This is a genomic window from Paenibacillus hunanensis (assembly GCF_034055775.1).
Lineage (GTDB): Bacteria > Bacillota > Bacilli > Paenibacillales > Paenibacillaceae > Saccharibacillus > Saccharibacillus hunanensis.
Genome location: NZ_CP139194.1, coordinates 527,003 through 542,543, shown reverse-complemented (window position 1 = coordinate 542,543; position 15,541 = coordinate 527,003). Strand labels below are relative to the sequence as shown.

The following is a 15,541-nucleotide window of genomic DNA, read 5'->3' as shown; positions in this document are numbered from 1 at the left end:
CTACGCCACATCCTTTTCTCATCGCACCTCTCGTTTATAGTGCCACATGCTAGACACGATACTATCAACATAGGAGGATGAATCATGACGAACAAGCGCGCGATTCCACTTATTGCGGTGATGGCTATGGCATTAGCGACACCAGCTTATGCGGCCAACGATCTGACGGTGCCAGCTGTGAAGGAAGCGACCGTGGCAACACCATCTGCTCCTCAAATGCCAAGCACACCATCGACTCCATCGGTCTCTTCCAGCTCTAGCAGCTCGAGTTCAGGATCAAGCTCCAGCAGTAGCTCAAGCTCTAATAGTAACAACGGTAGCAGCTCCTCTAGCTCTTCCACTCAGGCTAATCTGAATAATCGTCTGGTGAATGTAGCTGGCTTCGACTCTGCCAAGCAGTTTACCGGGTATTTCACCAATCTCAAGCGAGCGGTGGCTAATGGTAATCGCGATGCAGTTGCCAAGCGTGTATCGTATCCGCTGGCAGTCAATCAAGCGGATGGTAAACGACGTAGCATTTTGAACGAAAAGCAATTTTTGAATGAATATAACTCGATCATGACGTCAAAGGTACGTAATGCACTGGCGAATCAAAATGTGAATGATGTATTTATCAACTATCGTGGTGTGATGGTTGGAAACGGTGAGCTATGGATCGGCGTTGTGGGTGGGAAGCCGGGGATTTATGCGGTGAACCAGTAAATGGATCGGATCAGTATGGTGTTGGATTAGATTAGACTCCATCAGCTGGATTCGGCTGGGCTTCATTGAGGGCTTCGTTACGTATAGCGTGATGTACACTGCGTAATGGGTTATCTATTGCGATTGTGCAGGTTGGTATTGTTTATGTATTTGGTTGTGAAATATCAGGCAGGATAGGAAGCTACTGTGGCTTTCTATCCTGCCTTTTTTGCATGGACTTTTGGAGGTGATGGTTATTCGATGGTGGGACTAGAGCTAGACTGTGGTGTGAGTAGTCACGTAGTATTGATTAGAACTACTATTTATTAGAACTACGATTTGAATGATTATCAATATAGCGATTGGACAAATTTCTGTAATTGTTCAGTACTTTTTCTGTACCTGTTGGTGCCGAGGTGCCGTTATTATTAATGTTCGATTTACATGGTGATCATTGATATTCGGGCGGTCATTGATCTTAATCTCCATTTTAGAATCTACTTGCCCTGGAACATCAGCTGGACTTGCTCCATCGTAAGCACTCTTTTATGGAACGCTGGGTATTCCTTGCTTGTCGGGTCATAGACGCTATCCTGTGGAAGATTGATTGCGTAGATGTAGTTGCCATTCGCAGCAATGCGGTAGCCATATGGAACTTCATCAGGAAGCTGAGCATTCCATTCGGCGCGTGGAACTGCCATTAAGTTAAGCAGGGAATTGCCATTATAGGTAAAATCAACAACCTCAGACGTATCCATGCCGGGTGGATGGTAGACTTCGACTTTGATGCCTGTCTTCCATGCTGGTGGATAGTAGAAACGGAAGTGCTTGCCTTCGTATACCTGTGTCTGCGTTTGAATGACGGTATTCACAGTTGGATCGGCGAGTGCCGTATTGGATGTGCTGGATGGGGCTGAATTCGCTGCTGCATTGACGGTTTGGAGAGCTGACTGTGTTGATGCGTGTGATGACGCTCCAGCTGCGATGGCATAGGAGCTGGTGAACACCAGTCCACCTGTACTAGCAAGCAATACGCCGAGACTGAGCAATAATGCACGTATAGGCTTAATCGATGGCTGATGGAATGATGAGGGGGATTGCTGATGTAAAGGTAATAGCGATTCGTTGATGGCGCGATCTGAGGTGTGACTATAGCTGCTCGATGTACTGAAAGTAGCTGTTTTGTAGGTTTTATGAATTTGATGGTTATGTTTGCCTTTGTTGAATATCACGATGTAGATCCCTCCGTTTTCGGTAATGGCGGATTTGATTTAGCTACTTACCTAATTCGGAATGGAGGGGATAATTTCCTGCTGGTGGATTGAAGTATGGGATTGTTTTGCGATGAGGGTTACCTGTACGGTTTGGCTTTTGGATTTTGTTCACTTTTGTTATCAACTAGTGTTACTAGCTTTGGCTAGTTACTTTTACTAGTTATTTCTACGAGTCACTTTAACAGTCACTTTACGACTCGCTTCTGCTATTGGCATCTCTTATCGACAGCTCGAAATTTTGCACGTCTTGAACCCTTGCACGTATCGTATGCGGCAGAGGAGCAGGTGGATACACTTGAGCCCGGTAAATAGACCTGGTTTGCGCCTACTCCTCTATCGCATGGTGGTTACACTGTAGTACAAATAACACTGATTATGAACCTATATACGCAGCTATATACATAGCACTAGAAATCACTACATGCTGATCATCGTTCCTCGCTGTGATGATCGCTTGCTATACTATCACCAGTCTTCCTTACTCAACAACAGCTACAGACCCAACACCATCCAGCACGACCTAGCGAGACTTGACCGGTAATGGTTGCTCCAGGTCCAAGCGCCGCTCTAGCTCCAGAGAACGTCTGGTAGCTGCTTTACTTCGTTTGCCCTTCCAGAGCGTCTGTAGCAATTCCAAATTGGTCAGGATCACACCGCATAATACGATGCCTGCTCCAACTGCAACCATCCAGCTGAGTGGCTCGCTGTATACTGCCCAGCCGATCAGTAATGCAAGCACAGGCGAAATGTATAGCCATGTCGATGGAAATACCGGATTCGTACGCGCTACGAGCCAGTAAAAGAGCGTATGTCCACCCATGGATCCGACCACGATCAGATAGAGCAGTGAGCCTAACGCTTCCGGCTCCAGCATCGCATCCATATGAATCTGTCCACGCTCGGTAAGCAGAGATAATACGAGTAGCATCCAGCCTCCATGCATCAGCTGTGCTGCATTTTGCGCGATTGGTGATACGTCCTTCATTTTCGACGATACCTGTTTGGAATAGACTGCACCACTCGCATAGCCGATTTCACCGATAATGACGACCGCACAGGCGAGAACCCACAAGCCATGCACCGTACCCGATAAGCCTGGCAACATGAGCAGCCCCACTCCACCGAGTCCGATAAAAGCACCGATAAAGGCGATCCGTGGTACATTCATCTTGAGCACCAGCGCACGGATCAGCAATACCATCGCTGGCCCGGTTGCTGATAGCAATGCACCCACACCCGAGGTTACATATTGCTCTGCCCAATACAATGCGGCAAATGTTACAAAGGTCATACTCGCACCAATCCACAGCGTCTCCTTACGTAGCAGAACAGAAAAACTGATCTTTCCACATAGACGCATCACGATCATCAGAATCAGCCCAGCTAGAAAGAAGCGCACACCTGCACTCCAAAACGGGGGCATTCCTGCGTCCACTCCAATTTTAATAGCCAGAAAGGTTGTGCTGAAAATCAAGCACATCATTGCATAGCCGAGCATAATCATCTGTCACTCCTCCTCTTTGTTCTGTTATTGTAAAGGAAGGACAATAGAACAGATGAAGTCAAGCAGAACAGATGCATCGGTACACAGGGTAGAACACGTTATGATGAACAGAAGCAAACAGCAGGCTGGGTATAGGGCTGGTATTACTACTCTTGTGCCTGTTATATACCTGGCCGTATACCGTCTACTATGAATCTGTATCTACCTACATGTATGTATGTCTGTCTCTACGTACATTTTTATAAAACCTTGCCTGAAAAGGAGTGTTGATCATGACATTTTCCCGCGATACGATTTCTTCCAAGCATATCGATGCTCCAACAGCCACACCGCAGGCAGCGAGCAGCTTTTTATCACCCACTACACAACGATCGGTTGAGCTACCGGACACTTCAGCCCGTGTGTCTTATCGTCAGATCAGCTCGTATATTGAGGCGCGTATTCAGCGCGGCGACTGGCAAGCGCATGAGCGTCTACCGTCTGTACGGCAGCTTTCACGCGATAGTGGAATGCATCGTCTGACCGTATTCAAGGCATACCAGCATCTGAAAACGCAGGGCACCATCTATGCACGTAGCAAGTCCGGCTATTATGTCGCACCACCTGCGGTACACACGCTAACGAATGAGAATGAGCTGGAACCTGCGCTGTTCGAAGGCACGATGAATGAGCTGCATCGTCTGCCTGCCCGCTATCAGTTCTCACAGGCGCTGATTGATCCGAATCTACTGCCCAATCATTATTTTACGGAATATACGAAAAAGATATTCGATCTGTATCCGAAGCTACTCGGCACCTATGCCCATGTACAGGGCGATCTGGAACTGCGCGAGCTACTGGCACGTTATTTTAGCCAGCATTCACGCTTCTATCTGGAGCCAGAGGAACTATTGATCACCAGTGGTGCACAGCAGGCGATTTTCCTCATTGCTGAGGCATGGATTCGTCCGGGCGATTATGTGCTCGTCGAATCGCCAACGTATGCGACGGCACTGGATGTGTTTCGGCAAAAGGGCGCACGCTTTCTGGAGGTCAGTACCGATGCGGATGGCTACAATATGGAGCAAATCGAGCAGCTCATGCGGCAATATCGTCCACGTCTGTTCTATGTGAATCCGACCTTTCACAATCCGACGGGACTGTGTATTCCGGCAGAGCAACGCAAGCAGCTGGTCGATCTTGCAGCCCAGCATCAGTGCTTGCTGATCGAGGACGATACATGCAGCGATATGTACTTTGGCGCTGCACCGCCTCCACCCTTATTTGCTTACGATACTGAGGGTTACACCGTGTATATTCGTAGCTTTAGCAAATACATTTCTCCCGGTCTGCGCATCGCCTGTATCGCTGCCCGACAACCATGGATGCAGATGCTGATCTCCTGCAAATCATTGACTGACGGAGGAACACCACTGCTGAATCAAAAGGTATTCTTGCATTATTTTATGTCGGATCGGCTACATCGCCACTTGGATACGCTACGTATTGCGTTACGCATCCGTATGGAAACGATGCAGACCGAGCTACAGCAGACAAACTGGCACTATATCGAGCCACAGGGCGGCTTGAATCTATGGGTTGAGCTACCGCCAGAGCTATCGGTTTCCCGCTTGCTCAGCCATGCTTTAACCGAGGGCATCAGCTTCGTGCCCGGCTCCCTATTCGACTATGGCAAACGTCCAAGCCAGCATATCCGTCTTAGCTTTTCCTTTGCCAATGAAACACTGATTCAACAGGGAATGCGCGAGTTGATCCGCATTGCCGATGAGCTGTAGCGACTTTACAAGTATGACTCCGCTATACTTTTACGGCTAATTTATACTTTCAAACCACACCTATACCGAGCGCTAGACTGTGATTCTAGCGCTTATTGTCATTGTAAAATACCATTTTACGAGCCGAATACTTACGAAGTCACAGACTGTCCGTGACTGTACAATGATAGATTATTGCTCCAGATTCAGCTTGGCTGGCACCAGACGCAATACACCATTGTCATACTGATACGTAGCATCCAGTTCGCCGATAAATCCGTTCATGCCTACCTGTAGCGAATAGATCGCAGTCAATTTGTTATTGTCTACCTTGAATTGCTGTACCGCCCCTCCGAATACTGGCGGTTTATTGGAAGCAGGCTGCTCGGGCAGCCCTTTTAACGGAAGTGAATGTGTGACTCCATTCAGCTGGAGCTGGAGCTGATCGCCATTCACGCTGGAGCTGAACTGGCGTGCCATGCCAGTTTGCAGCGATTCCACCGGAATATTTTCACCATTCTGGCTGAACACCTGTATGGTATTCAGCTCCATGCCTGTACCATAGCCAGAAGTCAGATTGACGATAATCTCCTTCTCGCCATCCCCGTTCAGATCCGCCTCAGCCACCCACGGTGCGTAGGTCGGATTCTGTACCTGTTCTCCTGGCAGACTGCATTGGAAGACTGGAGTGCGTAGCGTCAGACTGTTGTACATGCCATCTGCATTCAGTTCGCCCTCAATCATCATTCCGAGCGCGCCATCAGCAAATACGGTTTCACGATTGCCTGTTCCTTCATCCGCAGCAGACACCGTCGGAATAGCAGAATTATCAACCGTAACCGCGTTCACGCGAATCGGTGTAGCACTTGCATTTGCAAGCGTTTGACACGAATGTAAACGAGTCGCAGAGATCGTTTCAACACATACTGCACTTAAAATCAACGCCAAAAACAGCCATTTTTTCATATTCTTTTTTATATTCAAAGGATTGCCTCCTGAAAAATTATGCTTAAATCAGTAAAATTCAGCTCCGCTTCGGAAAATCAGACAAAGCGGAGCCTGTTGCCTGACTGGATTATTCGGTTTCTTCCTCTATGCTAAGCCTTATTAACCATAATTACCAGAAAAAATTGAAAATTTCCGAACAACAATCAATAATAGAGTGATCGATATAAAAATACCGAACATGTGTAGCTATTTTCGTACCTTAACAGGAATGAAATGGGTACAAAAACGATATGCAAATGTAGGAATCCTGATAAAATCCCCTATGCAAAGGAGCCATGATTCTGTGATTACTATTCGCGAAATGACCATGGACGATTATGACGCAATGTATCAGCTATGGAGCCATACCGAAGGCATGGGCTTGAGCGAAGCGGATGCGCCAGAACAGATCGACCGCTATCTTAAACGCAATCCAGGCTGCTGTTATGTTGCAGTCGATACACAATTTTCTATCCGAAATGGTATCGTTGGCACGCTACTCGCTGGACATGATGGACGCCGCGGATACTTATATCATATGGCTGTAGCAGCTGCAAATCGCGGACAGGGTATCGCCAGACAACTGATCACGCACAGTATGCAGGCACTGGAGCAGCAAGGAATTGATAAGGCGCATTTATTTGTCATGAATACGAACGAAGAGGGCAAAGCCTTTTGGACAGCAAGTGGCTGGGAGCAACGCTTGGGACTGGACGTCTTTTCCCGGGAAATAAATTCTGAATCCTAGTCTATGTAATGGAATACGCTATCCTGAATTGATACTTATGTAAGCACAGTTTAGGGATAGAATACATTTGCATGAGGACAATAACAATCTGGCTCGCTATAAGTCGACTGGATTCTTGATCATCCAATAGCTTATAACGAGCACAGACACGAAGCTGTATTCACTGTGTGGAGGAAGAATCCTGAGGCTGCTTAATAATATGACGACTAAAAAGTGCTAATGTACAAATGATCAGCAACCAGTACACTACGCCTGAAGCGATAAAGTAATCGTACATGCTATACACATCAAACCATGAAGCACTTGTCCACCCATGCATAATGAGCCAGACCACCAGCAATACAGGAATCACCATCACGCTCAAAAACGTATTCCAACCGCGCCGAAATACATACTTCAGATCGTTGAAGCTATAGATCACTCCAAAACAGACCGATATGAATGCCAGCATGATCACATCTCGACCATGAATACCCAGCACGAAGCTGCTCACGATAAAAGCCAGTGCATACATTCCGAGATAGGCGGCCAGCCGTTGTAGATTATCCGTTATGCCGTCTTCCTTTTCGTACGTAAGCCAGTGAATTCCCTTGATCACAAGACTGGTATATAAAATAAAGACAAGAAATAGATTGAATGTACCGCCACCATTCGTCAGCCCATTAAGCCACCATTTCGAAATAGCTGCCAGGCCTATAGCCGCTACGATTACCATCACGCTGAATCTCCATGACATTTGCTGTTTGATCCACTGTATCATATGTCATCCCCCTTACATTCATCACTTGCCAATAATCATCATTATTGGAAACACCTACAACTTTATTATACATTTATTTTTATAAGATGTGAAAACTCGTCGCATGTTGCTACGTATTATGATTCAGCTAACGATTCACTGAGCAGATGTCGATAGCGCTGCGATAATACGACAGTCAGCCTTATGGGCGTAAGCTCATGAATAGGGTCAGGTCATTCTTTTCCAGCTACATCGTTTACGCTATCATAAGGCTAAACGTTACATAATACACAGGGGGACTGTATATGAACGCAACCATTAATGAACATGTTATTCGCACACGCAACAAGCTACGCCGAGATACGCTCATTTCGGTACTGGATGAATTTGATGGAACGATCATGAAGCTCGACGAAGCCAAGCGAGCGGAGAAATATCACAAAATGGCACAGACTGCGTTTTCCTTTTTTCGTGGGAGTGCGTATTTATTTTATTTTGATGCGACCCGACATTATTTTCCGTATCATACGCCGGATGATCGTCCAACCTGGATTCAAGGCGATCTGCACTTTGAGAACTTTGGTGCGTTCCGTAATGAATCTGGTGATATCGTCTATGATGTGAATGATTTTGATGAAGGCTATGTAGGCTCGTATCTGTATGATGTGCTGCGCATGTCAGTGAGCATCGCGCTGGTCGGTCGACAGCTTGGCTATGATCGTGAGCAGCAGTTAGCTGTACTAGAGCAATATGCGCGTACATACTACAAGCAGATTCGCCGCTTTGCTTCAGGTAAGGATAATCCTGCCACCTTCCGAATGGATGAGGAGCACGCTAACGGTGCTATTCGTAAGCTGCTGCGCAAGCTGGAGAAGCGTCGGCAGGGTCATTTCCTCGAAAAAGTAACGGCGGTGATGCAGACCGATCGAGTTTTCCTTGAAAATAGTGAGCTGGTCGTCCCTTCCACACAGGAGCAACAGCTATTAGAGCAAGCCTGGGGAGATTACCAGCAGTCCCTGCTCTGCTGTGAAGATGATGTATCGCATTATAAAATCAAGGATATCGCTATCAAGCACGGCTCGGGCACCGCATCGATCGGACTGGATCGTTATTATGTGCTAATCGAGGGCGGTACCCTCCAGCAAGGACAGGATGATATCGTACTGGAGGTCAAAGAGGTTCGCGCACCTGTGCCTGCTTATTTCCTCCCGTATAGCGAATCGTTCTGGCAAACCTTCGCTCATCAGGGCAAGCGTGTGACGACGACTCAGCAAGCGATGCATCATAAGGCAGACCCGTATCTTGGCTATGTAACGCTCGAAGAACGCGATTTCTATGTTCGTGAACGATCCCCTTATAAAAAACGGCTCAAGCTGGAAAATATCACGAGCCTCAGCGATATGCAAAAAATCGTAGCCAGCATGGCAAGTCTGACCGCCAAAATGCATGCTCGCGCCGATTCTGACGTGAGTAGTGGCTTGCTGGACTATCATAGTGAGCGTGAAATCGCCCGTGCGATGGGCGATGAGCCAGATTCATTTGCACATCATATCTCACGCTGGGCTTACGGCTACGCCGATCAGGTGGAACGAGATTATGCACTATTCTATGAATGGACTGCGCCGTTACGTGCGACAGTGAACGCAGCTACAGTGAATGAATCTGCTGAGGTGAGTGAGTTGGTCGAGCAGCAGTCAGAGACAGAAGTGGAGTAAATATGACATCGATCTGTTCACAATGACTTTCAGATTTATCATTCATACAAAAACAACTCCCGCTTCGTATGTGACGGGAGTTGTTTTTGCTATGTTAACCGTAGCCTCGGTGTATCTACTGGCATATGTTTTATTGATATGGCCTACTGTGTTTTCCTCGTGTCAAATTGGAATCAGGAATACACCACACGATCCGCATCTGTAAATGTATATTGCTCAGCCAGGTACTCACGGCTTTGTAGCGCTAGCTTACGCACACGCTCCAGATCAACGCCTACGAGTTGACCATTACGCTTCACGGCACGTCCAGCAACGAATACATTTTCTACATTCGACGGTTGCGCAAACTGCACGACCGCGCCGATCGGATCAATCACAGGCAGCACATTCAGATCGGAGGTACGAATCATGATCAAGTCTGCTTCATACCCCGGCTTCAATTGACCGATACGATGATCCAGCTTGAGCGCTCTTGCTCCAGCCGTTGTCGCCATCTCCAATGCCTGTGCTGCCTGCACATTCAGCTCACCGGGCATATTACCCGAAGCAATAATCTCCTCGTTCACACGTGCACGCTCTGCTTGTAGGGCAAACTTCATCTGCGTAAACATTTCTCCCGCAGTTGAGGTTACCACGTCTACGCCAAGGGCTGGCATCCCGCCCTGCTCCATAAAGAAGCCTGTCGCCGGATAACCGTGTCCCATCATCATCTCCACCTCAGGTGTTACCGATAACGAGGCTCCAGCATCTGCCAGCATACGGTATTCATCGGCAGACATTTTGTTGCCGTGCACCATATTCAGATCCGAGCCAAGCAAGCCTGCTTCATACAATCGCGTCACCGAATGATCCGCGGCTCCCCAGTTACCAAAGCCAATATGCATCGAACAGACTGCATCCAGCTCGCGTGCGATACCAATCTCCTTGACCGTTGTATCCCAGTGACTGAATTCTGGTCCCCGAATCGCCAGTCCCAGTGTCAGCAGCTGATCGTTGGATGCAAAATACTGCTTTTTCACCCGATACACATCGTCGGATAGCACCAGTCGACTTTCTCGATTCCAATACTCGGTCTCTCCGTTTACCCCGAGCGCAAATACCGCTCGCATCCCCGATTCCTGTAAGCCGCGAATCAGCTCATCCGTATGCTCGGGTGAATAGGGCATACTCCAATCGAGCAATGTGGTTACTCCAGAATCAAGCGCTTCCAATGCACCTAACAGATTAGCAATATAGCTATCCTCCGGACGCAACCGACTCCCCAGTCCCCCATAATATAGATTTTGCAAATAAACAGGTAACGACCAGTTCGTCCCTGCTGTACGCACAAGTGATTCCCATACATGACGATGCGTATCCACCAGCCCCGGCAGTATGATCATCCCTGTCGCATCGATCGTCTCATAGTCATGCTCTGATACGTGCAGATTCGGACCGATCTGCTCAATGCGCGAGCCATCCATCAGCACATCGGCTTGCCGATAGCTGCCCAGCACGCTGTCCATCGTTAATACCGTTCCATTTTTCAGAAGATAGCCTTTAGTTCCCATAAGATTTTCCTCCTTCATCATGTCAGAAATGTACGATATGTTGCTTCCCCAAAATCACTTGCTCATTGAACCGCGTGTTAGAAGAGCACTAACACTATAAATGGTATTTTTGGGATTTTCATGCTATATGATACATTATGTAAAAGTTATTTACAATCAAAAAGTTAGTTAAAAGCAATACTAGTAGGCAGTCTTATTTACTTTCGCTTGGGAGCTAACGCTACTTCTGGTAAGGAATTAGGGAGTGTCCTCAGGTGGAGTCTGGGGATCTTTTAAAAGGATAAAAATGAAGATTCCTCTGCTCTGTGCTTCTTCCAACATGATAGTGATTGCAAACCAATAAAGTACGGATCAACTGTATCGAATGGCTTACAGAGCAGTTTGAAGACATGCCTCAGCGGCTTGAACGTGTTAGATACAAAGTTGGATCGTATAGAGGAAATATAATATTTGGAATGAATTAAAATAGCCTCTTCGATGCAAACTGTACGTTGCATGGAAGAGGCTTGTGTTTGTTAGTGGATTAGTGGAGAAACAACGATATAGAGAAAAATGGAGCGAAATGTTTATTTTACCGATCCACGAGTGACTCCACTGATGATCCACTTTTGGGCAAAGAGATAGATGATGATCATCGGCAACATCGCCAGCAGGTAAGAAGCGAAGGCGAGATTGTAATCTGTGTTGAATTGTCCCTGGAAAATGTACTGTACGAGCGGCAGTGTGTACATGTTCTGATCGCTAATGATGATAAGCGGCAGCAAAAAGTCATTGTACGTCGACAGGCAAACCAGAATCCCTACGGTTGCATTGATCGGTGCCATCAATGGGAAAATGATACGCCAGAATGTTCCCCATGTGCTCGCCCCATCGACTGTTACGGCTTCCTCCAGCGCGACGGGAATGGAACGGATATAACCGACATAGACGAATACGTTAAAGGCAAGCGCATATACGGTATGCAAAATGGTCAAGCCGATCAGGTTGGTCATATGCAGGGCTGCGGTCAGCTTAACGATGGGCAACATAATGATTGGAAAAGGAATGAACATCGCGCTGACAAAGTAGAAATACAACCCTTTGAAAAATTTACTGCGCTGCATATTGCGTCCAATCGCGTAGGCGACCATTGAGTTGGTCAGTAGCGTGAGAACCACTGTACCTGTTGTGACCAATACGCTATTGCGGAATGCTTGAAAGAAGTTGGTCACTTCAATCGCATTAGCGAAGTTATCGAAGCGCCAGTTCGTTGGCAATCCGAACAACGATTGTGCCATCTGCTGCGGATCCTTGAGTGCAATGGTAAGCGCCATATAGAGCGGGAATAGAATGACGATCGTGCCGAGAGCAACGAGGATGTTGATCGGCCAATTGGTTTTCCGTGTATCCTGCATTACATATCCATCTCCCTTCTCTGGAGGAAACGAATTTGAACAATGGAAATAACGGCGATAACGATAAAGTAGATGACCGAGTTTGCCGACTGATACGCGAACTCGCCGCCCTCAAAGCCGCCCGTATAGATCAGGAACGAGATCGATTGGGTTGCACGACCGGGGCCTCCGTTGGTCAGGGCAACGATCTGATCAAACACCATGAGCGCATTTTTCATCGCCAGTACCATATTGATCGTGAAGAACGGGGCGATCAGCGGGAACGTAATGCTCCAGAATTCGCGCCATTTGCTAGCACCGTCGAGGCTGGAGGCTTCATACACATCGCTCGGAATCGTTTGCAAACCTGCCAGATACAGAATCGTATTCAGAGCAATACCCTGCCAGACAGCAACGATCACGACACCGACCCATGCCAGACTTTCATTACCGAGAATGTTAGTCGACAGCGATTGAATGCCCAGCGTCTGTCCCCAGACGGTAAACACGTTGGAGAACAGGTAGTTGAATATGTAACCAACGATCAATACGCTCAAAATATTCGGCAGAAAATAAATACCACGGAAAAAGTTACGGAGTCGAATGCTGGCATTCAGCCCGAGTGCGATCAGTAGACTGAAAATATTGACCAGAATCGTTACTACGACAGCAAACTTGATCGTAAACCAGTAGGCATCGCCGACCACATTGTCGGTAAACAGGTTCACATAGTTGCGCAAGCCGATAAAATCGTACGTTTTACCAAAGCCGTTGTAATTGGTGAAGGAGTAATACACACCTTGAATGGCTGGCAGTGTTAGAAATAAGAAAAACAGCAGTACGGCGGGAATGGTCATCCAGTAGAAGGTGTACATGCGTTTGGACATCGGGATGGCTCCTTTCTTACTGTGAGTGGAAGCTTAATTTTTTACAGGTGCGTGGGAAGGGACTTTTCTTAAACATGATTGCTTGTGCTTGCAGGCATGGTGTGCTGAGAGTGGCACCACTTCGGCAAGGAATAAGGGAACGGACTCGGGTGGAGCCGCGGGAATCTTTTGGAATAGGAAGGAATGAAGATTCCCGCTCCTCCAAAGTCGTCCTTTTCCCTTATTTCCTTGCCTCCGTTCTGTGCGGGTTGCAGCATGTTTGCTTGGACGGTTCAAAAGCAATGATTTTTTGAAGCAATAATTTTAAAAGGCAGGTACTTAGTGAACGATGGCTTGCGTGCATCATTTGTAAAAGAAGTTAAGGTTCTTGGTGGGGTGTGGCATTTAAAAAGAGAAAGAAAATGATCAATAAGCGACATGTGTATTATTTTGTAGTTCATTTTGTAGATTGGATAAGTTTAGGATTAGGGTGAGTTGATATGAGCTTGGTGATTTTTTGACTTGAACAAATGGATGTGCTCAGGCGTATCGGATTGGAATTGATCAATGTGTGGCTCTACTGTTGAAGCTTATAGTTCATTCGTCATCTCGCCCTTAACTGGCTCGGCGGGCGGCTACTTTGTCCCATTCTTTGTCGAGGGTGCTTAGGAAGCCGTTAATGTCTTTGTTTTGTAAAAAGGCTTGGACGGTTGGGTTGAGTTGGACGGCGCTTGGGATGTAGTGGTCGACGAAGTCTACGATTTTGCCCTGTTCGAAATAGGGCAATAAGCCGGATACGCTGTCATCTTTTTGTTGTACGCCATCGACGGCGGAGAACAGGTTTTGTTGGTCGATGTATTGCTGGCTATTTTCGGGCTCCAGCAGGAAGGATAGAAATTGCTTGGCTTCCTCTGGATGCTCGGTTTGAGCGGAGATTGCGAGCAAGGTATCGACGCCGGCGGTGAGCTTGGTTTGGGATTCGTCATTGCTTGCTGGCAATGGGAAGAAGCCTAGCTTGATATCCGGGTTAACTTTACGAATCTCGGAGATTGCCCAGCTGCCTTGAATGTACATCGCTGCTTGTCCGTTACCGAATGCGCGATTACCGTCGGAATAGCCTTTACCAAAGTTATCGCTATGTCCGTAGTTGAGCAGCTCCAGCTGCTTTTTGGCGACCTCCTGATAGGCTGCCTGGAAGGTCGTTTTGTTCTCGCGGCGCTCTTTGTAAAAGTCGATGCCAACGAGTGAGCCGCCCATATCGTTAAATGGCAGATTGCTTTGCCAGTCGTCTTTGTACGTAAAATAGAAGGGGATCACGCCCGCGTCTTTAGCTTTTTGTGCGGTGGCGATCAGCTCATCCCATGTCTTCGGAACGGACAGATTGAGCTTTTCAAAGATCGCCTTGTTATAAATGATACCGCTTGCATTAAGCGCAAATGGAACACCTGTGACCTCCTGCATGCCTGTCACATCATTTAGCATCTGCACGTATTGCGGATTCACCTTTTTCAATAATGGATCATTGGTCAGATTGAGGAAAATTCCACTCTGTGCCAGCAAGGAATATGTATCTGTTGCGCCCATACCGATGATGTCTGGCACGGCATTTTTAACGACACGCGTCTTGAGCACGGTCTCTGCATCCGGCGGATTCACCTGACTGACCCGAATATTCGGATGCTCCTTGTTGAACTTGGCAATCAATTCATCGAAGCTTGCCTTCGCTTCCGGCTTGTTCTGGAAAAATTCAAGCTGTACCACATTGCTGCCATTGGTGCTGCCGCCTGTGCATGCTGTCAAAATCAGGACAAGCAGTACGGTCACCATACCTGCACTTCCCCATTTTCTCATGCGATCATCCCTTTCAAGATTAATGGATGGAGCGATGCAAACGAATGTGTCAGGGCTGTACCCTACATTTGCCATTCGTCTCACTCGATGCTTGGTCATAAGCTGAGCAGGCTCGGAATTACAGCTGCTCTTATTTACAGTGGCGATTGAATATTACGATAAACCTCTTGTGAAGCGCTTACAATAAGCATGAAGTCGGAAAAAGCTGGATGAATCGGATGATTTTATTACTTTTTTTGCATTTTAAGCAGTTCTCTTTTCCCATACATCCATTACCCTATCGGATGCTATCTAAACTGCTTTATACCCTGTTTTTTTGGGAGTTTTGCCAACCCTCACTTAGCCGCAGAGGGGATTCCATTTTTCAATATCCTCTGATTCGATGCGCCTATTTATCCTTTTTTTAATCGAATGCGATTTAATTGTGGAGCTTATACGAAGCTCACAGGAAGTTTATTACGCGCTGAGTGAAGCTGGCTGTTGCGCTTGCCGAATCAAG

Annotated in this window: 12 protein-coding genes; 4 read left to right on the top strand and 8 right to left on the bottom strand. The window is 47.1% G+C overall.

Features of this window, described 5'->3' with window-relative positions:
* The first annotated feature begins 84 nt into the window (after nt 1-84).
* Nucleotides 85-702: a hypothetical protein gene (locus SK066_RS02135; protein ID WP_250344224.1), complete on the top strand. Its 618-nt coding sequence runs from the start codon at nt 85-87 to the stop codon at nt 700-702.
* Nucleotides 703-1,178: 476 nt separating this feature from the next.
* On the opposite strand, the gene SK066_RS02130 is transcribed toward SK066_RS02135, so the two are convergent.
* On the bottom strand, nt 1,179-1,913 hold the full coding sequence (locus tag SK066_RS02130) for a hypothetical protein (protein ID WP_320543473.1): 735 nt from the start codon (nt 1,911-1,913) through the stop codon (nt 1,179-1,181).
* Between the two features lie 562 nt (nt 1,914-2,475).
* Nucleotides 2,476-3,459 carry a DMT family transporter gene (locus SK066_RS02125; RefSeq protein ID WP_320543472.1) on the bottom strand — a complete coding sequence of 328 codons (984 nt, stop codon included), beginning with the start codon at nt 3,457-3,459 and terminating at the stop codon, nt 2,476-2,478.
* 272 nt (nt 3,460-3,731) lie between these two features.
* On the opposite strand from SK066_RS02125, the gene pdxR reads away from it, so the two are divergent.
* Nucleotides 3,732-5,234 (top strand): MocR-like pyridoxine biosynthesis transcription factor PdxR, encoded by a 1,503-nt coding sequence (gene pdxR, locus SK066_RS02120; protein ID WP_320543471.1) that lies wholly within the window; start codon nt 3,732-3,734, stop codon nt 5,232-5,234.
* 171 nt (nt 5,235-5,405) lie between these two features.
* On the opposite strand, the gene SK066_RS02115 is transcribed toward pdxR, so the two are convergent.
* Nucleotides 5,406-6,197 (bottom strand): hypothetical protein, encoded by a 792-nt coding sequence (locus SK066_RS02115; RefSeq protein ID WP_320543470.1) that lies wholly within the window; start codon nt 6,195-6,197, stop codon nt 5,406-5,408.
* A gap of 307 nt (nt 6,198-6,504) precedes the next feature.
* Here SK066_RS02115 and SK066_RS02110 point away from each other — a divergent pair, with 307 nt between their 5' ends.
* Complete coding sequence (locus SK066_RS02110; RefSeq protein WP_320543469.1) at nt 6,505-6,948, top strand: GNAT family N-acetyltransferase; 444 nt, start codon at nt 6,505-6,507, stop codon at nt 6,946-6,948.
* Between the two features lie 160 nt (nt 6,949-7,108).
* Here SK066_RS02110 and SK066_RS02105 read toward each other — a convergent pair whose 3' ends face one another.
* Nucleotides 7,109-7,708 (bottom strand): hypothetical protein, encoded by a 600-nt coding sequence (locus SK066_RS02105; protein ID WP_320543468.1) that lies wholly within the window; start codon nt 7,706-7,708, stop codon nt 7,109-7,111.
* Between the two features lie 284 nt (nt 7,709-7,992).
* Between SK066_RS02105 and SK066_RS02100 the strand changes: the two genes are divergently transcribed.
* Nucleotides 7,993-9,402, top strand: a complete 1,410-nt coding sequence (locus tag SK066_RS02100) for a DUF2252 domain-containing protein (RefSeq protein WP_320543467.1) — start codon at nt 7,993-7,995, stop codon at nt 9,400-9,402.
* Between the two features lie 173 nt (nt 9,403-9,575).
* Here the strand turns inward: SK066_RS02100 and SK066_RS02095 are convergent, their stop codons facing one another.
* The 4 genes from SK066_RS02095 to SK066_RS02080 form a co-directional block, all read right to left on the bottom strand.
* The gene (locus SK066_RS02095; protein WP_320543466.1) at nt 9,576-10,952 is read right to left on the bottom strand and encodes an amidohydrolase family protein; all 1,377 of its coding nucleotides are present in this window, start codon (nt 10,950-10,952) and stop codon (nt 9,576-9,578) included.
* 566 nt (nt 10,953-11,518) lie between these two features.
* The gene (locus SK066_RS02090) at nt 11,519-12,346 is read right to left on the bottom strand and encodes a carbohydrate ABC transporter permease (RefSeq protein WP_320543465.1); all 828 of its coding nucleotides are present in this window, start codon (nt 12,344-12,346) and stop codon (nt 11,519-11,521) included.
* Nucleotides 12,346-13,212, bottom strand: a complete 867-nt coding sequence (locus tag SK066_RS02085) for a carbohydrate ABC transporter permease (RefSeq protein ID WP_188774345.1) — start codon at nt 13,210-13,212, stop codon at nt 12,346-12,348. Before SK066_RS02085 ends, SK066_RS02090 begins: the two co-directional genes overlap by 1 nt.
* Before the next feature lie 594 nt (nt 13,213-13,806).
* On the bottom strand, nt 13,807-15,042 hold the full coding sequence (locus tag SK066_RS02080; RefSeq protein WP_320543464.1) for an ABC transporter substrate-binding protein: 1,236 nt from the start codon (nt 15,040-15,042) through the stop codon (nt 13,807-13,809).
* Nucleotides 15,043-15,541 lie beyond the last annotated feature (499 nt).